General features: G+C 43.0%; 16 protein-coding genes and 1 pseudogene. 12 read left to right on the plus strand and 5 right to left on the minus strand.

Going from position 1 to position 22549, the window contains the following annotated elements:
• Positions 1-9: 9 nt before the first annotated feature.
• The gene (locus KTG12_RS06510; protein ID WP_224204565.1) at positions 10-1050 is read left to right on the plus strand and encodes a DUF4852 domain-containing protein; all 1041 of its coding nucleotides are present in this window, start codon (positions 10-12) and stop codon (positions 1048-1050) included.
• A 109-nt stretch (positions 1051-1159) separates the two neighbouring features.
• On the opposite strand, the gene KTG12_RS06515 is transcribed toward KTG12_RS06510, so the two are convergent.
• On the minus strand, positions 1160-2335 hold the full coding sequence (locus KTG12_RS06515) for a porin (protein WP_022322426.1): 1176 nt from the start codon (positions 2333-2335) through the stop codon (positions 1160-1162).
• A gap of 110 nt (positions 2336-2445) precedes the next feature.
• On the opposite strand from KTG12_RS06515, the gene KTG12_RS06520 reads away from it, so the two are divergent.
• From KTG12_RS06520 to KTG12_RS06535, 4 genes are all read left to right on the plus strand, one after another.
• Positions 2446-3222 carry a Cof-type HAD-IIB family hydrolase gene (locus tag KTG12_RS06520; RefSeq protein ID WP_005639273.1) on the plus strand — a complete coding sequence of 259 codons (777 nt, stop codon included), beginning with the start codon at positions 2446-2448 and terminating at the stop codon, positions 3220-3222.
• 31 nt (positions 3223-3253) lie between these two features.
• The gene (locus KTG12_RS06525; protein ID WP_022322425.1) at positions 3254-3796 is read left to right on the plus strand and encodes a carbonic anhydrase; all 543 of its coding nucleotides are present in this window, start codon (positions 3254-3256) and stop codon (positions 3794-3796) included.
• A gap of 187 nt (positions 3797-3983) precedes the next feature.
• Positions 3984-4142 carry a hypothetical protein gene (locus KTG12_RS06530; protein ID WP_005643822.1) on the plus strand — a complete coding sequence of 53 codons (159 nt, stop codon included), beginning with the start codon at positions 3984-3986 and terminating at the stop codon, positions 4140-4142.
• A gap of 263 nt (positions 4143-4405) precedes the next feature.
• On the plus strand, positions 4406-5404 hold the full coding sequence (locus KTG12_RS06535) for a M28 family metallopeptidase (protein WP_022322424.1): 999 nt from the start codon (positions 4406-4408) through the stop codon (positions 5402-5404).
• A 536-nt stretch (positions 5405-5940) separates the two neighbouring features.
• Here KTG12_RS06535 and KTG12_RS06540 read toward each other — a convergent pair.
• Both KTG12_RS06540 and KTG12_RS06545 read right to left on the minus strand, forming a co-directional pair.
• The gene (locus KTG12_RS06540) at positions 5941-7704 is read right to left on the minus strand and encodes a RagB/SusD family nutrient uptake outer membrane protein (RefSeq protein ID WP_022322423.1); all 1764 of its coding nucleotides are present in this window, start codon (positions 7702-7704) and stop codon (positions 5941-5943) included.
• 16 nt (positions 7705-7720) lie between these two features.
• Complete coding sequence (locus tag KTG12_RS06545) at positions 7721-10942, minus strand: TonB-dependent receptor (RefSeq protein ID WP_022322422.1); 3222 nt, start codon at positions 10940-10942, stop codon at positions 7721-7723.
• Positions 10943-11675: 733 nt separating this feature from the next.
• Here KTG12_RS06545 and KTG12_RS21685 point away from each other — a divergent pair.
• Positions 11676-11916 (plus strand): annotated as a pseudogene (locus KTG12_RS21685) (hypothetical protein); the annotation flags it as partial.
• A complete protein-coding gene (locus KTG12_RS21690; RefSeq protein ID WP_005649970.1) occupies positions 11902-12054 on the plus strand; it encodes a hypothetical protein in 153 nt (50 codons plus the stop codon). The pseudogene KTG12_RS21685 and the gene KTG12_RS21690, both read left to right, overlap by 15 nt.
• Positions 12055-12143: 89 nt before the next feature.
• Here the strand turns inward: KTG12_RS21690 and KTG12_RS06555 are convergent, their stop codons facing one another.
• The gene (locus tag KTG12_RS06555) at positions 12144-12527 is read right to left on the minus strand and encodes a RagB/SusD family nutrient uptake outer membrane protein (RefSeq protein WP_046452441.1); all 384 of its coding nucleotides are present in this window, start codon (positions 12525-12527) and stop codon (positions 12144-12146) included.
• A 149-nt stretch (positions 12528-12676) separates the two neighbouring features.
• Here KTG12_RS06555 and KTG12_RS06560 point away from each other — a divergent pair, with 149 nt between their 5' ends.
• The gene (locus tag KTG12_RS06560; RefSeq protein ID WP_216945415.1) at positions 12677-15850 is read left to right on the plus strand and encodes a SusC/RagA family TonB-linked outer membrane protein; all 3174 of its coding nucleotides are present in this window, start codon (positions 12677-12679) and stop codon (positions 15848-15850) included.
• A 91-nt stretch (positions 15851-15941) separates the two neighbouring features.
• Positions 15942-17861, plus strand: coding sequence for a SusD/RagB family nutrient-binding outer membrane lipoprotein (locus tag KTG12_RS06565; protein WP_138272875.1), 1920 nt, complete (start codon positions 15942-15944; stop codon positions 17859-17861).
• 76 nt (positions 17862-17937) lie between these two features.
• Here KTG12_RS06565 and fabD read toward each other — a convergent pair whose 3' ends face one another.
• Positions 17938-18819: an ACP S-malonyltransferase gene (fabD, locus tag KTG12_RS06570; RefSeq protein ID WP_122203628.1), complete on the minus strand. Its 882-nt coding sequence runs from the start codon at positions 18817-18819 to the stop codon at positions 17938-17940.
• A gap of 141 nt (positions 18820-18960) precedes the next feature.
• Between fabD and KTG12_RS06575 the strand changes: the two genes are divergently transcribed.
• The 3 genes from KTG12_RS06575 (at position 18961) to KTG12_RS06585 (ending at position 22353) form a co-directional block, all read left to right on the plus strand.
• Entirely contained in the window at positions 18961-19155 is a 195-nt protein-coding gene (locus KTG12_RS06575; RefSeq protein ID WP_005639296.1) for a twin-arginine translocase TatA/TatE family subunit, read from the plus strand.
• 3 nt (positions 19156-19158) lie between these two features.
• On the plus strand, positions 19159-20034 hold the full coding sequence (gene tatC, locus KTG12_RS06580; protein WP_155143656.1) for a twin-arginine translocase subunit TatC: 876 nt from the start codon (positions 19159-19161) through the stop codon (positions 20032-20034).
• Positions 20035-20130: 96 nt separating this feature from the next.
• Entirely contained in the window at positions 20131-22353 is a 2223-nt protein-coding gene (locus KTG12_RS06585) for a GH92 family glycosyl hydrolase (RefSeq protein WP_022322271.1), read from the plus strand.
• Positions 22354-22549: the final 196 nt, after the last annotated feature.

Below are 22549 nucleotides of genomic sequence, written 5' to 3' on the forward strand. Positions count from 1 at the left end.
CTAATGAATATGAAACATTTTTTATGCCTTCTTTTTTGCTTATCTTTCCTTCTTTTCCCTGTTTATGCACAGGAATCGTATGAAACGTATAGTGGAGATACATTCAAAACCGGTGATGTGCTTACTCTCGGAGATTTCTATCTGAGTTCGACTAAGTATAGCCATTTGAAATACGCGTATACGGATACCTATGGAAAGGTTCGGTATGAGGCGTTCAATGGAAAGGATTTGCCTTTCTCCAAGGTAACAATCCGTGAGATTATCCGGCCGGAAGATAAGAATATGTTCCTGAACGAAGCTGTCGTGTTTGCCTTGGAAAGTGAGAAAGCTCCCGATAAGAAACTGTTCGTGGAGATTGATCGTGCGATCGAACAAGGCGAGATCGTCGTGAATATGCCTGAACCTGTTATAAAATGCGAGGAGATGACGCTCGAACAAATGTTTATTTGCTGTGTTCGTGTCAATAAATTACCGATAGACGACAAGGTGGTCTTGAATTATATCAGTGTCGTCAATAAAGAATTGGGGCAGGAATGCCGGCGCGATCAGTTTAAATTCCGTAAACTGAAAGGCGAATATCAGGCTCGCTTGGAAAAGGGAATGGCCGATTTTGATTTTACAAAAACTTATTTCATAAAAGTGAACAATAACCATAACGGTTATGATTTTGACCATAAAGGCTATCCATTGTCCTATCCGACACGTTCGGGCAGTTCTCCCAAACAATGTATTCCTTTCAACGGTTTCAATTTTATGCCGGTTAATCCGGATCAGGCGTTCTTTATCCCTGTGAGCATGGATGATGCGGAAAAATACGAGAAACGGAGCAGAGGAACCGGTCAGAACGGCTATGTCAGCCCGTTGGTATATACGGTTGTCTATTTGCAGCCCTTAGATAAGTATATGGAACTGCCAAAAGGAAAATACAATGTTCTCAACGTGGAGAACCTATATCGCTCGACACTGATCGGTGTCAAGGTTAAAGGCTTGGAGGTCTATGATAATAAAAATTTCCGGTATAATTTGATTGGATCGGCTTTGTTTGAATGATCCCTTGTAAATCTGTTCCTAAAAGACCATGGCAAAGGTATTTTGACACCCTCATTGTGATTTCATTTCTGGGAATAGAGGGTGGCAAAACTGCCTTGAAAGAGAAAGTTTAGAATACCGGAATCGAATAGACCAGCCCTAACGAAATACGATGCGTGTCGGGATCGACTGCTCCCATATCCAAGGCTGCTTTTTCAAGTTTTACGCCGCGATATGTATAAAGGAGAAAGATGAAAAGATCACTGTTCTTGATCGGGAAAAATTCGAGACTGCTCTGTGCATTCCAGGAACGGCGGTACATGCCTTTGGCAAATGGTCCGTTCGCCTTGTACACTTTTCCGGTTTCATAAGCACCTTTCACATAGAGGTTCCAGCGCGGGTGAATCCGGTAGTCGATATCGGCGATGACCGATAGATACTCGGTATTGCAAGCTGTCTGGGCTGTCTCTGGCAGACGGCTGATAACGCCGTGCTGGTCCAATCCCTGCCGGGTGTACATGATGTCCAGATAAGTCAGCAGAGGTCCTTTCTCGATCGTGTTGCCGCAGGTGAAGTAATAAGAATAACGTTTCTGTGTCTGTTGTCCTACGGAAGCGGCATAACGGAGTTGCAGGATGCGGTCGAAATAGTAGCTGTTCCAGTTTACCGTATACATGAAAGGAACTTTTGCTTCTCGTGTGTTGTCGGGCAATCCGGTCGGGTAGATTTCGTTGTCCTGTCCGCTTCGGTTGTTCACGATCTGGAAGCAAAGTTCGTGGTCAGGATTGATCTGCCAGTTACCTGAAATACCAGCCTGATAGCAGGTCAGTAGGTTGTTGAACTCACTGAACTCACGGACTTTTATCGAATTGACAAAATATTCGTATCCTCCGAAATTGACAAACTGCTTACCGATCGTAAAGCCGAACTTGTCATGTACTTTCAGGTTGACATAAGCCAATTCGAGCGAGGACGAAAGGTTGTCCAGCGAATAAGGGTCCGAATATTTATTAAACGACTGCCGGTAATGATAGGAAAGGTTTTTCCATACATTCCCTTTTATTTCCAATCGGACACGATTCAGCTTGAAGTTCATGCCGTCGAAATCGGAACCGATGAAATTGGCGTTTGCCGAAGTAAAAAGCTGAAAATTCATTTCTGCGCTTTCAATCACCTTTTTCCCTCCTGTAAGTCGTTCGACCAAAGTTGGTTCTTGTCCAGGAACGGTTTCTTTCTCAATCTCTTGTGCAAAGACGGATGGAACGGATATGAATAGTATTGTCAATAAGTAGAGATGTGTTTTCATGTTTGCAAATAAAATGTTTCAGCGTTCAAATATAGTGATTTTATATGACCTTTGGAAATCCGTAATTATTCTTACCTTTGTTGAGGTTTAAAAGGTAATGAGTTTAGGTTATGATTAAAGCAGTATTTTTTGATATTGATGGGACATTGGTCAGCTTTAAAACACATGTAGTCCCGAAATCTACCCTTCATGCGATCGAATTGTTGAAGAAGAAGGGGATAAAAGTATTTATAGCAACTGGTCGTCATCGCCGTTCGATTAACAATCTGGGCGATCTTGAGTTCGATGGATATGTAACTTTGAATGGTGGCTATGTGTTTGCCGGAAAGGACGATGTGATTTATAAGCATAGCATTCCCGATAAGGATATCGAAGCCTTGGTTCGTTACCAGGAAAAAGAAGGCGAATTCCCTTGTGCCTTTGTGCAGGAAGACGAGATTTTTATGAACTATACGGATAAGGCGGTCAATGATGTGTTTCATCTGTTGAACTTCCCGGCTCCTCCAATCCGTCCGATCGAGGATATTTATGGAAAGACGGTCTACCAGTTGATCGCCTTTTTTACGGCAGAGCAGGAGAAACGTATTATGAAGGTCTTGTCGCATTGTGAATCCACGCGGTGGAACCCTCTTTTTACAGATATCGTACCGCTTGGAAGCAGTAAACGGGTCGGGATTGACAAAATGCTGGAACATTACCATATCGGTCTGGACGAATGTATGGCCTTTGGTGATGGTGGTAATGATATTCAGATGCTTAGCCATGTCGGGATTGGGGTTGCTATGGGAAATGCGGCCGAAGACGTGATGAGTGCAGCTGGTTATGTGACCACCTCTGTCGACGAGAATGGTGTATACAATGCGTTGAAACATTTCAACATTATTTGATTTTGAACTGTTACATATATATAAGATAGTTATGATAGACGAGTTATTGAAATTTAATCGTGAATTTGTAAAGAGTAAAGGATACGAGAGGTTTATCACCAATAAATATCCTGATAAGAAAATTGCGATAGTGTCTTGTATGGATACGCGTCTTACGGAACTGCTGCCGGCAGCTTTGGGAATAAAGAACGGGGATGTCAAGATCATCAAGAATGCTGGGGCGATTATTTCCCATCCTTTCGGAAGTGTGATCCGGAGTCTGTTGGTTGCCATTTATGAATTAGGTGTGAACGAAGTCATGATTGTCGGTCATACCGATTGCGGTGCCAAGCATATGGACAGCGAACAGATGATTGAGGTAATGAAGAAGCGTGGTATCCCTTCGGAGCATATCGATATGATGCGTTACTGCGGCATTGATTTCAAATCGTGGTTGCGTGGGTTCGACACCCCGGAAGGTTCCGTTCGTGAAACAGTGGCTCAAGTACAAAAACATCCGTTGATCCCAAAAGATATAACGGTCCGCGGATTTGTAATCGACTCGACTACAGGTGAATTGGCTACTGTCGTTTAGATAAATCGAGATGAAAAGTATTTAATCAAAACCTAAATATAGTTAAATAGTAGACATTGAATATGTTTTACAGCATAAATTCAAATAAAATACTTATCTTTGCACTGTAAACAAAAAGAAAAAGAAAGTTTAGGTTTAGTTATTATTAATCGTTCTCCAAGCGTGGAGAACTTAAATGAGTAAAATTATGATGATGAGAGAAAACGAAAAAAGTATGCGTACTTTAGCGATGTTGCGTTATCAGGCTGATCGTTATCAGTCAGTAGGAAATGGTTCAATGTGCCAGCGAGTAAATGCTGAGATTCGCAGATTGGTGAGCCAAATGAGCGAAAGCTCTAAAAATTGAGTATTAAACAGTAAATAATTTGTTAGATGTAGTCTCTTCACCGTAGTCTTTTGAAAGACTGGTGAGAGATAAAAGGGGGAGGTATTCGACGCTTATGAGATAGCGGAGTTTGGCCTTTTTTTATTTTAATGAAGTCAGTCCTGCTCTTGTCTACAACCACACTAAAATCATATTTGTGTTCTGTCATTATAGTTCGAATGTATACAAATATCCGTATATTTGCATAATGTAGAAAACTATAATCTGTAAAACACAATATCGAAATGAGAAAAACGGGATTGTTTTTAGCCTCTATTGCACTAAGTGCTACGCTATGGGCCGAGTTGCCTGAAAAGAAAGGGCTGGATGTCATTAACAGGGCAAATGCCGAGGCCTATATCGGTTTTCTGGCAAGCGATGCATTGGAAGGGCGTGAAGCTGGTTTCCGTGGTGGGCGTATTGCCGGTGAATATATTGTATCTAATTTGAAAACGATGGGGATCGAACCTCTGTTCGAATCCTATTACCAACCTTTTGAGGCTTATAACAAGGAACGGCAGAAGAAGGGCCGTTTCCAGGTTCATCCGGATTCGATCGCGAAGTTGAAACAAGGTGTTCATCAGAAGTTGTCGATGAACAACATCTTGGGGAAGATCGAGGGTAAGAACCCGAACGAATATGTGATTATTGGCGCCCATTACGATCATCTCGGCTTTGACCCGATGCTGGACGGTGACCGGGTCTATAACGGGGCCGACGATAATGCTTCGGGTGTTTCAGCTGTCCTGCAGGTCGCTAAGGCGTTTTTAGCGACGGGGGTTCAACCGGAGCGAACCGTTATTTTCGCCTTCTGGGATGGTGAAGAGAAAGGCTTGTTAGGCTCCAAATATTTCGTGCAGACATTCTTGGAGATGGATAAGGTGAAGGGGTATCTGAATTACGACATGATTGGCCGTAATAAAGACGAGTCCAAGCCGATGCATGTCGTTTATTTCTATACGGAAGCGCATCCTGTGTTTGGCGATTGGTTGAAAAACGATATCAAGAAATATGGCTTGAATCTGACTCCTGATTATCGTCCGTGGGATAAGCCGGTAGGGGGGAGCGATAACGCTTCGTTCGCTCTTTTGGATATTCCGGTCATCTGGTACCATACGGATGGTCATCCTGACTATCATATGCCAAGCGACCATGTGGAAAAGATAAACTGGAATAAGATTGTCGACATAACGAAAGCCTCTTTTCTGAATATGTGGAATCTGGCGAATGAGAAAGACTATTGATGTGATCGTTTATATTTCTTATTTCAAAACACCTATGTTTCGAATTCAAAACATAGGTGTTTCGTTTTTAAAACATATATGTTTTGAACTCGATATCTTCTGGCTGTGAAAAGAAGTATTATCCATTTATAGAAAGATAGTTGTTTTGTGGAATAAGGTATACATCTTCTCTCTGTAGGTCAGTGCCTTTTCCTCGATAGCCAATAAGCTGTATGTATTTTTTTTAATCATATTGTATGATTACTGTCTCATTTAATAGACTTATAAGAAGGTAGCACTTACCTCTTTCACTTTCTTTGTAACTGATTAGATAGTTGTTTTGAACTATGTGAATTGTGTAGTCTTAAATCACTTCATATTCTTGGTATTTCAGTATTTATAGGGAGTTGATATATATGAATTGTTTGCTGAAGTTGTGAAGATGGACCTTAAAATCAAAAGCTATTGAAATAATGTGGATTTTTCAAATACAAGAAGGTCCACCCTTCTGTTATGAAGAGCAGACCTTTTGAAAAAAAATTATCAAAATATTTCAATTAATCCCATCCCGGATTTTGTTTTAAATTGGGATTTAATCCGATTTGGTTTGTCGGAATAGAGAACAAATAGTTCTTGGGATCTATAAAGTTTGGAACAGGATTTGTCATTCGTTTTGTATAAACATCAATGGCACCGTCTACGAAACCTAATCCGGATTTAATGGATTCATAATCTTTTGTATTATATCCATTTAAATCATTCTCACTTGTTGCTTTGTCTGGAATGATACCCAATTTCGGTTGGTTCAGGCGAATACCGCAGGCCCAACGCATTAAGTCGTGGTAACGATAACCTTCTGCCATTAGTTCAACACGACGTTCACGGCGGATTTCGCGGATCAAGTTGGCGTTCGGGCCTTTGATTGTTGGATATTCGGCAACCAATTTCGGGTCTTCAATCGGATTTGTTGTCAAATGGTGATTAAAACCAACCCGATCACGCAAAGCGTTGATTGTTTTATCTAATTCGGGATCTTGGCCAAGTTCGGCTCCTGCTTCTGCACGTATCAGAAGAATCTCTGCATAACGGAAGATTGGAGCGTCTAATGTTCCAATATGATGAGATGATGTGTATTCTGACGGATTGTAATATTTGATAACACCATATCCCGTAGATGTACTAACACTTCCACTGGTATATTTACCGATATCCGGACGTTTCCCTTCTAGGTAATAGGTGTATTCACCAGCTTCGGGAGTCGGTACTGTTTGTAGTAAACGCGGATCTCGATTCTTTAGTTCGGCGATTAATGTAGTATGATGAGAGTGGCCTTCGCAGCCGCACATAGAGATTGGTTTTCCTGTTGTTGCACACAAATAATCTTCAACAGCGTCACGACTCAAACCGATAGGAGATTCACCGACTGCAATTTGGCGGCTTAAGTTATTTCCTTTGCCGACAGTCGGATCATATTCCTTCGACAGAATAATTTCAGGATTGGAGTTGTAATCTGCTTGGATAAATAATTCATAATAGGCTTTACCAGGTTTTGAACCTTGGAACAATGAATAGCCATATTCGGATTTCATCAGTTCGCCTGCTGCTTCATAAGCGGCTTTGAGCAATTCGGTATCACCTTCCATATTATGATAACGGCGGAAAGTTCCTTCAAATAAACATATACGTGCCTTTAATGCAAGTGCAGCGTCTTTGCTGATGCGGTAGACACCTGTCGTTTCTTTTTTGGGTAACCATTCAATCGCTTGATCAATGTCTTTTATCATGTTTGCTACAACGGTAATACGGGAATCGCGGCCTTTGTATAGGTCTTCGTCTCCAGGAACCAATACTTTGTCATACCAAGGTACATCGCCAAAGCGTTTTACTTTATTAAAGTAATCTAATGTCTTGAAGAATAAAATTTCACCAGCATAACGATGTTTTACGGCCTCGGTTTCCGGGGATAGTTCGTAATCTTGCATAAAAGCATTACAAGCACGAATATTTTCCCATTTCCAATTGTCATTGTCTGCTGTAGAAATGCTGTGTTGACTGAAAGCTACAGAGTTTGCGTCCCACGGAAGTAGGTCATCAGACTGGAAATCAGTTTCCATCATCCCAAAATTATATTCGTTCGGATTTCCATGTCCGGTGATTAATTTGGGATATAAATCATTACAATATTGCTCTAATGCCTGTGCATTGGCATTTGCAAAGTATTGTTGTGTACTGATAGAGTCTAATGGCTCTTTATCCAGTACATCACAACTTTGGGTTGTGAGGAACAATAAACCACCAAATAATATAATTGACTTTTTCATGTTACTTTGTCTGTTTTTAGAATGTTACGTTGATACCAAATGAATAAGAACGGGTGAACGGGTAAACACTACCGTTGTCGTCAACTTTCAAGTTACCGTTATTGTCACGTCTGCCTACAGCATCCGGATCGAGGTATTTGTACAATCCTGTAGCTTCCCAAAGATTCTGACCGCTTACGAACACTTTTAGCTGACCAATGCCGTATTTATTGATGAGCGCTTTAGGAATAGTGTAGCTTAATGTAACATCTTTCAGACGGATAAAAGCACCGTTTTGCAGATATTTTGTCTGTGTTTGTTTACTTCTATCACTCCAAGTCGGAATAGGATAGTAAGCGTTCGTATTGGTTTCACTCCAAGAGTTATCGATGATGTAATCATTTAAGTTAGCCCACCAAATACCTGTCTTGTATCCCCAAAATACAGGAGAGTCCAACCATACGTCGCGTTTCATTGTACCTTGGAAGAACAGACGTAAGTCAAAACCTTTCCATGAACCACTCAAGTTGAGGTTGAAATTGTAGCGGGGAGTTGTATTACCAATGACTTTTTTGTCGCCCGAATCACCAACACGATTATTTCCACGGTCAATTTTTCCATCACCGTTCAAATCTGCATAACGAATATCTCCTGGTTTCCAAGTTGTGCTGATGAAAGCCTGTTTATTGGCCATTTCTTGGGCTTCAGCTTCATCTTTAATGAAGCCATCTGTTACATATCCCCAAATTTCGCCGATTTTCTTTCCCTGGTAATGAGTTTCATCCAAACTTAATGTCGGATTATCATATTTCGTGATCTCAGAAGTGTTGTCTGAGATGCCGATGCTGATAGAGTAATCCAAAGGACTGCCGGCCACGTCTTTAATCTGATCGTTCCACGTTAAAGATAATTCCATACCTTTGGTTCTCATATCTGCCAAGTTCTCTTTACCACCTGTCGTCCCTAATACAGCCGGGTAAGTTTTGTTTACGACCATTCCTTTTGTATCGCGGATGTAATAGTCAAAAGATCCAGTGAAACGGCCGTTCAGCATAGTCCAGTCTAAACCGATATTGGTTGTGTAAACTTTTTCCCATGTGATGTTTGTACTAGCCAATGTCGGAGCTTTCAAGCCACTAATGATACCGCCGTTCATCAGATAGGCCAAAGATTCGCTTGTCAAGAAACTTAAATATTGGAAATTGCCATCTGTAACTTGATTGCCTAATGAGCCATATGAAGCTCTGACTTTTAGGTTGTCGAAAATATTACGAGCTGGTTCGAAGAAACTTTCTTCAGAGATACGCCAACCTGCTGATACCGAGGGAAAGAATCCCCAACGATCACCAGACATATATTTGGATGAACCGTCATAGCGACCATTTACCTCAAGTAAATATTTTTGCATGTAATCATAATTCAAACGGAAGAACGCACCCTGTACAGCCCAGATTGTTGCTTCTTCACTTGGCATGTTATAAGTACTGGCCAAATCGGTGACAGGGAAATTGTTATCAAATAGATTACTAGTGCTTACGCTTAATTTAGTCGTCTTTTTGCTTTCTTGGTTGTAACCGACCATTACACCTAAATTGTGCTTGTCATTGAATGACTTCTTGTAGTCAGCCCATAAGTTCAATGCTTGATAAGTATCTCCGTAATTAGCTTTTGTTACACCTCCAGGTGTACCAACGGATAGCGGAGATAACGTACTTTCTTCTGGCATTGTCTGATACAGTATCTTGCCGTGCTGGGTTTGATCTTGATAGAATTTGTTTCCGGTATAATCTCCCTTGATTGATAAACCGGCTAACGGTGTCAGATTAAAGGCGGCAGTGTACCAAAAGTCATCCGAGTTGGTTTTGTCTCGCCCAGCTCCATCTAATAAACCAGCAAAGTTATAGTTGAAGTTGCTACCTGCTATACCAGCAAAATTATTACCATCTGGCAGGTAAACAGGAATAGTTGGGAATCCACGATAGATTTCGTAAAAAATGTTTCCTAAATTAAAATTGCTGGTGTAGGGATAATCACTTGTATTGCGGTTATATTTTGTACGGAAAGTTACTTCCAACCATTTTGTAATCTGAGTGGAAAAGTTGAAAGACATATTAATACGTTTGTATTTATCCGTACCATATTGCAAAATACCATCTTGTCCTTTATAACCAATAGAGCCGTAGTAAGTCGTCTTGTCTGAACCACCGCTGATACTTGCATTATGTTGTTGCATGAATGACGGTTTGTACATTACGTCGAACCAATCGGTGTTCCCAGCATAAGCCCATTGTCCGGCAGCAGTTATTGAATTGTCTGTTGTATAAAATGCAGAAAGACCTCTCCCCGCAATGAAATCATCTACAGCCTGAACGTGCTCATCTTTGAAATACTGTCCGCTGCCATTGTTCACGTTTGCCTGATTCATGGCACGAATCCACTTATCGGAAGAAACACCATCCGGTAAGCGAGAGGCCATCGACCAAGAAAAGTTGTTATTGTAGTTGATTTGAACTTTTTGTTCTTTTTTCCCTTTTTTAGTTGTGATCAATACAACGCCAAAAGCGGCACGGGCACCATAAATAGAAGCAGAGGCAGCATCTTTTAATACTGATACGCTTTCGATATCTTGTGGGTTAAGCAAAGACAAGTCTGATGTTTCGACTCCGTCGACTAACAATAGTGCTTGTCCTCCATTCAGTGAAGTTGCACCACGTACATTAAATGTAGTAGCTGCATTTGGATTACCACTGGCGAAATCAATATTCAAGTTTGGAATAGCTCCTTGCAAACCTTGTGCAATGTTTCCGATCGGACGATCTTCCAGAATTTCGCTATCTGCAATCCCTACAGCGCCGGTCAGGTTTACCTTCTTTTGTACGCCATAGCCAACGACTACGACTTCTTCCAGTTTTTGAGTGTCTTCCGCTAATTTGATTTGAAGAGTGGATTGTCCTGTGTATTTGATTTCTTGAGTTGTGTAACCAATGAAAGAGATCTGAATGATGTCTCCATTTTTTACACCTTCCAATGTGAAATTACCATCCATGTCGGTAATGTTTCCATTGGTTGTTCCTTTCACTACGACCGATGCTCCGGCAACAGGCCCTAGATCATCTACCACAGTACCTGTAACTTTTCCGTTCTGCTGGGAAATGTTCATACCTTGCTTGGAGGGCATTGTTTCTGCAAATATACTTGCTGGGAAACAAGTGGCACCTGCCAGCAAGATTAAGCTGATAGGTTTGAAATTTTTCAACATAATTTGTGTCTTATATTTAATTGAAAGAATGCTCTTTTAATTAAAATGATGGCGCTTATTATCGCTTTTCTACATCATATATACAAAATGTTAGAGTTTTTAGCTTTTGCGTATAAAGTTTATCTGTGTTTGTAATTAGTTCTAAAAGAACTCTGCACATTTCATATCGGTGTCAAAGATATGAAAATTTTCCGTTGTACTGTTATTTTTCTAAAAAAAATACGTAGAAGTTTCTTTTTTAACATTTTACTCTTTTGGTATTACACAGGTATTATTCTGTTTATCAGAATAATGTATCCATTGGAAATATGTAACTATATAAAAATAGATAAATAAAAAACATGGTCGTACTTCTGCTAATTTGTTAACAGAAGTAATTTAAAGAGACTTGTGTATTTTAAGTAATTATTGCATAATATATTTTACTTATTTAATTTATTGAAAATCATATTGTTATGAAGTTGTGTCAAAATGTATTAAAGCTAAAAATACCATAGTTCTTTTAGAACTAATATCATTTTAAACATTGAAAACACAAAGATGTGTGAGCCTGCTTGTTTCATTGAATAAGAAGTTATTATGAAAATCAGAGTAATTCTTTCAATATCATGGAACACAAATTATGATTCAAAAGAATCAGATCTATTAGCCTAATCCTGTTGCCGGAGCCTCTGTGATTGTTAAAAGGAACCACTAACGGCATCATGACGAATATGGATGATAATCTTCGTTCAGTGGTAGTCCATTGGTTTTGAACGATGGCATGGAAGGTGGTATCAACGCTGTCAACCCGCAGGATATTGAGAATATTTCTGCTTTGAAAGATGCTGCCGTTTCTTCCATTTGCAGGGTTTGTGTTCCTTTGGTGTAATTATTACAAAAAGCGGTAGAACAGGAAAACCAGTTGTAAACAACAATAATAGCTTTCGATGGAATGATTCGGTAAGAACCCAAACCAAATGGATTCATATTCAAAAATACAGCATTCGTTCCGAATGGTCCGGGATGGCCGGGAAAAGAAAAAGGAGCCTGCTAACCCATATATGGATATGTTCTTGGCTGTGGATATATCGTCTTATAGCGAAGTGCTGTATAGTAAAGGTCTCGGCTAGGTACATTGTGTCGGTGTAGGAGCGTGGTTAGGCGATTATGGTGTCGGTGTGACCCGTGGTATGGTCGATGGTTTTTTAATGGCAAACGGTCAGCCGATCGATGTTATACAAGGTTGGATTGACCAGTTGCCCAGCGTAATAAGTCTCTCCTCTCCCCAGTCATTTTTGGCCTCTTCGCTCATAACAGTAGCAGCGATTGTCTTATTATAATCTGTATCGGGATGAGCACGTTCGCGAAAAGCTCTCCAATAGCTCTGTGCTTTGGCATCCAGATTTCCATTCTTTTCATAACATGCTTCCATATAGTTTAATAAGGCATCTGATGCACGATTCGCAATCGTTTCATCACTCAGATAACCATTTCCTGCCGCATCCTTTTTTATTTTTTGTTCCCGAATCGAAAAAAAAGTTTCTTGTATTTCTCCATTTGTCTTTTCTTCTTGTTTCTCTGTCCTTGTGAAACAATTTGTCAATATGTTTTCGGATTACTTTTTCAGCATGATCTGCTTTTACCCGAAAGGTTAAATACAAAACAACTTCTCTTTTTTTGTGTTACATATATCAAAAAAGACGTTGGTTTCAGCCAAGACATGTATCATAATTTAAACAAAAAACATTAGTTATGTTGAAAAGAATTAAGCCTGTCAGCATGGTTTTGCTTGCGAGCACGTTATGTTTCTCCGGGAATATATACTCGGCTTCAAGTGCAGGTAATCCAGACACTGACATTTCCCAACAAAATGCAAAAGTAACGGGAACCGTCGAAGATGCTTTGGGACCGGTTGCCGGCGCGTCTGTTGTTATAAAAGGAACCACCAACGGGACAATGACCGATATGGATGGCAACTTTACGTTGGATGGGGTAAAAAATGGGGATATTATCCAAATATCCTTTATCGGTTACGCCACACAGGAGATTCCTTATGCAGGACAAGCCTCTTTGTCTGTACATCTTGAAGAGGACACGCAAAAATTGGATGAAGTAGTCGTGACTGCTTTGGGTATGAAGCGTGATAAAAAAGCGTTAGGTTACGCCATGCAGGAATTGAAGGGAGACGAGTTGTTGTCTTCCCGCGAACCAAATTTGGCCAATTCGTTGTCTGGTAAAGTTTCCGGTTTACAGATTGTACGCTCCAGTAACGGGGTGGGAGGTTCTTCGAAGATCGTGCTCCGTGGTAACAGTTCGCTGACCGGTAGCAATCAGCCATTGATCGTGGTGGACGGTACGCCGATGGATAATTTTACAGGCGGTGTGGATGATGTTTGGGGTAATTCCGGAGCCGATATGGGTAACGGCCTTTCTGATATTAACCCTGAAGATATCGAATCGATGACGGTCCTGAAAGGAGCTTCGGCAGCTGCACTTTACGGTTCGAGGGCCGGTAACGGCGTGATCCTGATCACGACCAAATCGGGACGGAAAAACGAAGGGCTGGGGATTACGGTGAATGCTGGTATCACGGCTGAATCCATTTTCTTGAAACCGGATATGCAAAACAGCTTCGGACAAGGATCGGTCGGAGTTTATGACAACCAGTCCCGTTTGAGTTGGGGACCGAAAGCTGAAGGCCAGACTGTGACGGATTGGCTCGGACGCCAAGTGCCTCTCCAGACATATGATAATATCGATGCTTTCTTCCATACAGGAACCTCTTTTAACGAAGGCGTCAGTTTCCAGCAGAATATTAACGGAACTTCTGTCTTCGCATCTATTAACCGTTCGGATGATGCCGGTATCACACCGGAATCGAAACTGAATAAGACGAACGTTACGTTGCGTGCCACCACATTCCTCGATAAGACGGAGAAATGGAAGGTGGATGCCAAAGTGAACTATATAAATATGAATGCCCATAACCGCCCGATCCAAGGCGTGAACCCGTCAAATGCGTTCAACACGATATACGGTCTGCCTCGTTCCTTGAATGTTAAGGAATTTAAGAGCAGCGTGGATGAAGAAGGCAATATGATCTGGTGGGATGCCTCCAAGAACCCGCAGGAAAACCCGTACTGGGTGACCAAATACCGGCAGAACAATGATACCCGTAACCGTCTGTTGGGTAACGTATCGTTGAAGTATGCGCCGACCAACTGGTTCGATATCGAACTGCGTGGGGGTACCGACTATTATACGACGACCAAAAATGAGAAAGTATATGCCGGCGGTAACACCTCGCCCCGCGGCCTGTATAATGAAGGTTCTGAGACATTCTACGAAAATAACTACAGCTTCCTGGCTACCGCACGCAAAGACAACCTGCTGGACCGCTTGGGCGGTTTCGTGACATTCGGAGGTAACCTGATGATGCAGCAGCGAACCAAGATGAACGCTTCGGCTGGTGAATTGCTGGTTCCGGACCTTTTCTCCTTGAACAACGGCATTAATAAACCGACCGTTACCTCCGAGTTGATCCGCCGGAAGATGAATTCCCTTTATGGATCATTGCAACTGAACTGGGACGGCTATCTGTTTTTAGACGTGACAGCCCGTAACGACTGGTCATCTACTATGTCCAAAGACAATCGCTCTTATTTCTATCCTTCGGTCAGTCTTTCTGGTGTGATCTCGGATATGTTACCTAAGATCGGCGGAAACATGCCGGAGTGGTTCACCTTTGCAAAGGTGAGGGCTTCTTATGCGGAAGTCGGTAATGATCTTGATCCCTATCAGTTGTACAATAATTACACGGTAGGAAAAGACGAAAACGGGAATACGACGGCTGCTCCCGGCCAAATCTTGTTTGATTCGAGCGTACGAAGCGAGTTGATCAAATCATGGGAAGCCGGTCTCGACGTGCGTTTCCTGCAGAACCGCTTGGGTTTGGATTTCGCCTGGTATAAGACGAATGCGACCCGCCAGTTGCTGAACCTGCCGCTCGACCCGTTTGCCGGGTATAGTTCCCGCAAGGTGAACGCCGGTAATATCCAGAACGAAGGTCTGGAAATCTCGTTGAACGGTGCCATTTTCCAGAGCCCGGACGTGCAGGGATGCAACTGGAATGCGACAGCCCAGTTCTCCTTGAATCGCAATAAGATCATCGACCTGTATCCGGGCGTGACGCTTTATGACATCAAGACATTGGATGCGATCCAGATCGTGGCGGCACAAGGCAGTTATTATGGTGATATTTACGGACAGACCTTTCTGCGTGTGACGGACAAGGACAGTCCGCATTATGGCAAAGTGATTGTGGGAGACGACGGCCTACCTCTGATCTCTGCTGAAAAGAGCAAGGTGGGTAACCAAAGTCCGGACTGGATGCTGGGTTTGACGAACAGTTTTTCATATAAAGGGTTTAACTTGAGTTTCCTGGTCGATTTCCGTATCGGTGGCGACATCTATTCGGCAACAGCTTCCAACCTATTTGTCCGTGGTAATGCAGCCGGAACGGTTGTGAACGGTGAACGTCAGGATTTTGTCGTGCCTAACACGGTTGTCAGGAAAGACGGAGGATATGTGGAAAACAATGTTCCGGTCACTCACCAGAACTATTGGGAGCGGATCGGATCGACCGGTAATTACGGTTTGCCGGAGGTTTTCACATATGACGCAACCAATATTCGTCTACGTAACATCACTTTAGGATATACGTTCAACAGAGCGATGCTGAAAAAGACGCCGTTCCAGCGTTTGAATCTGTCTGCTACCTGCAACAATGTATGGATGATCCATTACAATTTGCCAGGTATTGACCCCGAATCCGTTTCGGCAACCAACACGAATGCGACTGGTTTCGAAAACGGGGCCGCTCCGACGAGCCGTTCGTTCACGTTTAACGTAACGGTCGGGTTTTAAAAAGCTTACAAAACCTTTCCGGAAGACCGGATGGTCGGTTTTTGATAATTTGCAATCATTTTGTAAAGGATATAAAAAGAAACAACATAATATGAACACAAAAAATAAAATATTAGCAGGCCTATTCTCTATGGCGGCATTGTTTTCTTCCTGTAACGATTTTCAGGAGATAAATGAAGATCCGGACCAGGTGGATGAAAGCAAGGTAAAGCCTGAATGGTTCTTGAATGCCTCGATCGTCGGTGACCAGATGAATCCGGAGATCGCCGAACGTATGTTTATCCTGACTTGGAACCGGGCGTCTCGTTTCAATCGGGGAAGCGGTTTCACGATCGGTACGGATAATAATGATTATATCACGCGCTACCTGAGCAACGACTACGCCGTGAAATGGTTGAATCAGGCGACTAAAGCCGTTCAACTGGGCGAGAAGAAAGTGGCTGATGGTGAAGCTGATCTCTATCCGTATTATAAGAATGTGATCCAGATGGCGCGTATCTGGCGGGCTTACCTGAACTCGGAGGTCTCTGACGGGTTCGGGCCGATTCCGGCGTTGGATGCTTTTTCGGGCGTTCCGGGCGAGTACGACAGTGTAGAAGCGATTTATACTTTTATTCTCAAAGAACTAAAGGAGGCGGAAGCCGCGCTCGACCCGTCAATTGATATGTCTCCGATGTCGGCTGAAGACGCTTTCTATGCCGGAAATGTGAATATGTGGAAGAAATATGCCAATTCTCTGCGTATGCGCTTGGCAATGCGTATCGTGAATGCAAACCCGCAGCTGGCTGAAAGAGAGTTTGAAGATGCCGCTTCCAAAGGATATATTTCTTCACTTTCCGAACTTGCCGGTGTACAGGAAAAGGACGGATGGAGCGACCTGACCAGCGTTATGTCCCGTACCTGGAATGCACAGGCGATGTCCGTTACATTCAAGAATCTCGTGGTCGGCTTGGGAAGTAACGAATTTCCACTACCTGATTCATTGAAAGCACATCTGAAGAACCCGCATACTTACATGGGCTTGTATTTGGATAGGCATTTTCCGTTGACGACGAACGATCCGTGTGCCGGATTTTATTTCGACGGCGTTCCACAATATGTCGATCCACGTGCACCGAAGTTATTTAGTGTAGTAGGATGGAACGATGGTGTGGTTTATTCCGATTATATCGGGGCGGCCAGCGAGGTGAAACCGGTCTCCCTGTTCGATCCGGATGATAACACGAAGCCGATGCTGACAATCGATCCTAGATATACTTGGGGGACATGGGTGGCCGGTGAATGGGATGTGAAAGGTAGTTTGGCTACCGAATTGACCGGAAAAAACTATAACTATCCGTCCATGTCGAAGCAATACCGCATGAGTACTCAGAAACGTGTCTATTTCGGTCCTTGGGAAAGTTATTTCTTGCTGGCTGAAGCCGGCGTGCGTGGTTGGGATGTTCCGGGCTCTCCCAAATCGAACTACGAGAACGGAGTGACTGCGAGCTTCGAGTACCACGGCTTGTTGAGTGAAGTCGGTGCTTATCTGTCTTCTACCGAATATAATCGGATCGGGACATCTGTCAGTTTCGACCATACAACGGAGGCAAAGCCTTATATCGTAAACTATGTTGATCCGTACACAAAAGAGAACAAGACGATGACTTATACATATCCGAAAAATTCCATCTATCGTGGCGGTGCATATAATAACGATGCGATGACGAAGATCTTCACACAGAAATATATTGCTCAGGTTCCCTGGTTGCCCGAGGAAGTTTGGAGCGACCATCGCCGTATCGGTTTGCCTTTTTTCGAGAATCAGGCTGTCGAAAAAGACTATAACCCGTTGAACCAGGTTCCCTTGACAGTTGCCACTTCAAAAGAATGCCGTTTGGAGTTTTATCCGAAGCGTTATCGCTATCCGGCCAATATCCAGACGAACAACCTGGAAGGTTATAATAAAGCCCTCGAACTGTTGGGCGGACCGGATGTGGTGGAGACTGCCTTGTGGTGGAATCTGAAGTAGTGATATGAGAAAAGGTTGGTAGGTGTTCGATGAAGAACTTTCCTACCAACCTTTTTATATGAATGAAGCAAACTGTTTATTGCATGCCTTCTGTCGTTACTTCTTTATTGATCTTTTTCACTAATCCTTGAAGTACAGCGCCCGGACCTAGTTCGATGAAATGATCGGCACCGTCGGCAATCATGTTCTGAACGCTCTGTGTCCAACGGACCGGGGCAGTCAGCTGGGCAATCAGGTTAGCCTTGATTGTTTCAGGACAGGTTTCGCCTTTCGTGCTTACGTTTTGGTAAACAGGGCAAGACGGTTTGTGGATCGGAGTCGCTTCGATAGCGGCAGCCAGTTCTGCACGAGCCGGTTCCATCAGAGGGGAGTGGAATGCACCGCCGACTTTCAGTTTCAGTGCACGTTTTGCACCGGCAGCCAGCATCTTTTCACATGCGGCATCGATACCGGATACGGAGCCGGAGATGACAAGCTGTCCCGGACAGTTGTAATTTGCACATACGACGACTTCACCTTCGATGCTTGCGCAGATCTCTTCTACTTTTTCGTCCGGCAATGCCAGAACGGCAGCCATTGTCGAGGGGGTGGCTTCGCAGGCTTTCTGCATCGCCATAGCACGTTTGGATACCAGAACAAGTCCGTCTTCGAAAGACAAGGCTCCGGCTGCAACAAGCGCGGAGAATTCTCCTAAAGAGTGTCCGGCTGTCATATCCGGTTTGAACTGGTCACCTAATGTTTTTGCAAGAATGACAGAGTGTAAGAAAATGGCAGGCTGTGTCACTTTTGTCTGGCGCAGATCTTCGTCTGTTCCGGCGAACATCAGATCCGTGATGCGGAAACCGAGGATTTCGTTAGCCTTTTCAAACATCTCTTTTGCAAGAGGATTGTTTTCATAAAGGTCTTTTCCCATTCCGACAAACTGGGCACCCTGACCGGGAAATACATACGCTTTCATTTTTTCTAATCTTTTTCTAATTTCAGTTTTTTAAGATGGCGCAAAGGTAATAAATTTAGAATAATTGGGGTACTATTCATTACAAATTGTATCTTTGCCCCATCGATAACAGGAATATTAACGACTAATTTATACAATATCATGGATCAATTATTATTTCTTGGAAATTTAGGAACTGGCGAGATTATCATCATTGCCATTATTGTTTTGTTACTTTTCGGTGGTAAAAAAATACCTGAACTGATGAAAGGTATCGGTAAAGGTGTGAAAAACTTCAAAGACGGTGTAAAAGGATTAGAAGACGACATTAAGATAGACGATACCGATAAAAAGTAAAAGATGGCAGAATTAGAACAAGAAGAAATGTCCTTCTGGGACCACCTGGAGGCACTTCGTTGGACTCTGTTCCGTTCTTTTTTAGCGCTCTTTATCTTTGCGATAGGCAGTTTCGCCTTTATGCGTGGTAGCGATGGTATATTTGACCGCGTAGTATTGGCACCCTGTTATTCCGATTTTATCTTTTACAGATGGTTGTGCGATTTGAACCAGTGGTTGGTCAATGTCAGTCCGTGGTTTGATGTTCTGCCTGATTTCTGTAATGATAATTTTCATGTGGATGTGTTTAATATCAGATTGGCATCTCAGTTCTTTACTCACATGACCACCTCGTTCTGGTTGGCACTTGTGCTTACTTTCCCTTATCTGATGTGGGAAATCTGGAAGTTCATTAGTCCGGCTTTGTATGAGAATGAGAAGAAAAATGTCAAATGGGTATTTCTTTTGGGAACAATCATGTTCTTTATCGGATGTGCTGTCGGATATTTTATGGTATTCCCGATGACGCTGCGCTTTTTGGCAACTTATCAGTTGAGTGCCAATATAACGGAACAGGTCTCTTTGGATTCGTATATGGATAATTTCCTGATGCTGATCTTTGTGATGGGAATCGTTTTTGAAATGCCGTTGGTTTCGTGGCTGTTGTCGAAGATCGGTTTGTTGAAACGTTCGTTCTTCCACAAATACAGACGGCATGCTATCGTGGGGTTGTTGGTTACTGCTGCATTTATCACCCCAAGTAGTGACCCGTTCACATTGGGTATCGTATTCTTCCCGCTGTATGGATTGTTCGAATTGAGTGCGTTCTTTGTGAAGAATGACACGAATGGAGATGCAGATGACGAGGATGAAGATAGTACGGAAATCGCACCGGCCTAAAACTACGGACATCGTAAAATAGTTATAGAAGAGACGTACAGTTTTTATTGTACGTCTCTTTTTTTATCTTTGTCAAGACTAAAACATAATGTAAACATGAGGCACATATCCTTATTGGCGGTCTCCTTGCTGGCTCTGGCAGCCTGCACGCCGGAAAAACAACAGGAGGCGGATGATTATACACAATATGTAAATCCTTTTATCGGGACAGACTTTACGGGTAATACCTATCCGGGAGCGCAAGTCCCTTTCGGAATGGTTCAGTTGAGTCCTGACAACGGGCTTCCCGGTTGGGACCGTATTTCCGGTTATTTTTATCCCGACACGACTATCGCCGGTTTCAGCCATACCCATTTGTCAGGGACAGGTGCGGGCGATTTGTACGATATCTCTTTCATGCCGGTGACTCGTCCGTATAAGGAGGCACCTGCTCCTTTGGGTGTCTATTCGACTTTTTCGCACAATGACGAGATGGCTTCGGCTGGCTATTACCGTGTGCTGCTGAAAGATTACAATATTAATGTCGAGTTGACCGCGACTGAACGTTGCGGTATTCAGCGTTATACGTTCCCCAAAGCAGAGGCATCCGTATTCTTGAACCTCAAAAAGGCGATGAACTGGGACTTCACGTTGGATTCGTATATAGAAGTGGTCGATTCGATGACGATCCGGGGATATCGTTTTTCGCAAGGCTGGTCTCCTTTGCAGCATGTTTATTTTGAGACTCGTTTCTCGAAACCTTTCATGGCTTGCCATATGGACACAACTTCTATCGTAACGAAAGATCGTGGCAGGATCGGTACGGCCTATATTGCCCGTTTCGATTTCAATACGGAGAAAGATGAGGAAATTTTAGTAACGACTGGTATATCCGGTGTCAGTATGGAAGGAGCAGGCAAGAACCTGCGTGCGGAGGTTTCGAAAGACGATTTCGATTATTATCAAGCGCAGGCTGCCAAAACATGGAACAAGCAGCTTTCTAAAATAGAGGTGAAAAGCTCGGATACTGATGACCTGGTGAAGTTCTATACTGCTTTGTACCATTCCATGATCGCTCCGACAATTTACAGTGATGTGGATGGTTCCTATTACGGCCCGGATCAGCAGATCCATAAAGCGGACGGATGGACGAACTATTCCACTTTCTCGTTGTGGGATACTTATCGCGCTTCTCATCCGCTATTTACCTATACCGAACCAGAACGTGCAAATGATATGATCAAAGGTTTCTTGAAATTCTATGAACAGAATGGGGCTTTGCCATTGTGGAATTTGTATGGCTGGGAAACCAATATGATGATCGGATATCATGCCGTTCCCGTAATTGTGGATGCGTATCTGAAAGGTATCGGCAATTTCGATCCGGAAAAAGCACTTGAGGCTTGTATTGCTACGGCCAACCGTGATGATTACCGGGGAATCGGTGATTACAAGAAGTTAGGGTATGTCCCGGCCTACGGCGATCCCAAGAAATGGGAGAACTGGTCGTTATCCAAGACATTGGAATATGCTTATGATGATTATTGTATTGCAACAATGGCAAAGAAGATGGGCAAGAAAGAGATCGCCGATGAATTCTACAAACGTGCTCAGAACTACCGGAATGTTTATAATCCGGCCACTTCTTTCATGCAGCCGCGTGACGAGAAAGGGAACTTCGCTGCAAACTTCAGCCCCGACGACTATACCGAAGATATCTGTGAAAGTAATGGCTGGCAATATTTCTGGTCTGTACCTCAGGATCTGGACGGTCTGGTCGGCCTGGTCGGAAGCAAGGAACGTTTCGCTGAGAAACTGGACAGTATGTTCACCTATGTTCCGAAATCGACAGAAGACCTGCCGATCTTCAGTACCGGTATGATCGGGCAATACGCACATGGCAACGAACCGAGCCATCATGTGATTTATTTATATAATAAAGTAGGACAGCCCTGGAAGACGCAGAAGTATGTGGCTGAGGTCCTGCACAACCTATATCAGAATGCTCCGGACGGTATTTGTGGGAATGAAGATTGCGGACAGATGTCGGCTTGGTTCGTATTCAGTTCGATGGGCTTCTATCCGGTTGATCCGATCAGTGGCAAGTATGAGATCGGAACTCCGATATTTCCAGAAGTGAAGATGCATTTGGCAAACGGCAAAACTTTTGTGGTCTTGGCTCCGGCTGTAAGCCGTGAAAATATCTATGTTCAATCTGTGAAGTTGAATGGCCGACCGTATGACAAGAGCTATATTACCCATGAGCAGATTATGAATGGTGACACATTGGAGTTTGAAATGGGTAACCGGCCGGGACCGGTATGGTATAATAATATGTAATTGCCATGACGAAGAATTCATGATGTTCATAAATCTCTATCACTCTATCACGCTTTTGCGTGTGTGCTTTGTTAATTAAAGCGTGAGATGTGTGATAGATGGCGTTTTCATCTATCACACATCTATCACAAAATCAAATAGTGTCTCGTCCTGATTTTGGTTGACTGTGTATTAAAAAAATCCTGTTATAGGTTGT

Origin of the sequence: Parabacteroides sp. MSK.9.14 (assembly GCF_019041495.1) — a bacterium.
GTDB classification, from domain to species: domain Bacteria; phylum Bacteroidota; class Bacteroidia; order Bacteroidales; family Tannerellaceae; genus Parabacteroides; species Parabacteroides merdae.

Bases quoted from the DNA above. Each gene is read 5' to 3' on its own strand.
- KTG12_RS06510 (WP_224204565.1), top strand. From the start codon at position 10: ATGAAACATTTTTTATGCCTTCTTTTTTGCTTATCTTTCCTTCTTTTC.
- KTG12_RS06515 (WP_022322426.1), bottom strand. From the start codon at position 2,335: ATGAAAACACATCTCTACTTATTGACAATACTATTCATATCCGTTCCA.
- KTG12_RS06520 (WP_005639273.1), top strand. From the start codon at position 2,446: ATGATTAAAGCAGTATTTTTTGATATTGATGGGACATTGGTCAGCTTT.
- KTG12_RS06525 (WP_022322425.1), top strand. From the start codon at position 3,254: ATGATAGACGAGTTATTGAAATTTAATCGTGAATTTGTAAAGAGTAAA.
- KTG12_RS06530 (WP_005643822.1), top strand. From the start codon at position 3,984: ATGATGATGAGAGAAAACGAAAAAAGTATGCGTACTTTAGCGATGTTG.
- KTG12_RS06535 (WP_022322424.1), top strand. From the start codon at position 4,406: ATGAGAAAAACGGGATTGTTTTTAGCCTCTATTGCACTAAGTGCTACG.
- KTG12_RS06540 (WP_022322423.1), bottom strand. From the start codon at position 7,704: ATGAAAAAGTCAATTATATTATTTGGTGGTTTATTGTTCCTCACAACC.
- KTG12_RS06545 (WP_022322422.1), bottom strand. From the start codon at position 10,942: ATGTTGAAAAATTTCAAACCTATCAGCTTAATCTTGCTGGCAGGTGCC.
- KTG12_RS21690 (WP_005649970.1), top strand. From the start codon at position 11,902: ATGGATTCATATTCAAAAATACAGCATTCGTTCCGAATGGTCCGGGAT.
- KTG12_RS06560 (WP_216945415.1), top strand. From the start codon at position 12,677: ATGTTGAAAAGAATTAAGCCTGTCAGCATGGTTTTGCTTGCGAGCACG.
- KTG12_RS06565 (WP_138272875.1), top strand. From the start codon at position 15,942: ATGAACACAAAAAATAAAATATTAGCAGGCCTATTCTCTATGGCGGCA.
- fabD (WP_122203628.1), bottom strand. From the start codon at position 18,819: ATGAAAGCGTATGTATTTCCCGGTCAGGGTGCCCAGTTTGTCGGAATG.
- KTG12_RS06575 (WP_005639296.1), top strand. From the start codon at position 18,961: ATGGATCAATTATTATTTCTTGGAAATTTAGGAACTGGCGAGATTATC.
- tatC (WP_155143656.1), top strand. From the start codon at position 19,159: ATGGCAGAATTAGAACAAGAAGAAATGTCCTTCTGGGACCACCTGGAG.
- KTG12_RS06585 (WP_022322271.1), top strand. From the start codon at position 20,131: ATGAGGCACATATCCTTATTGGCGGTCTCCTTGCTGGCTCTGGCAGCC.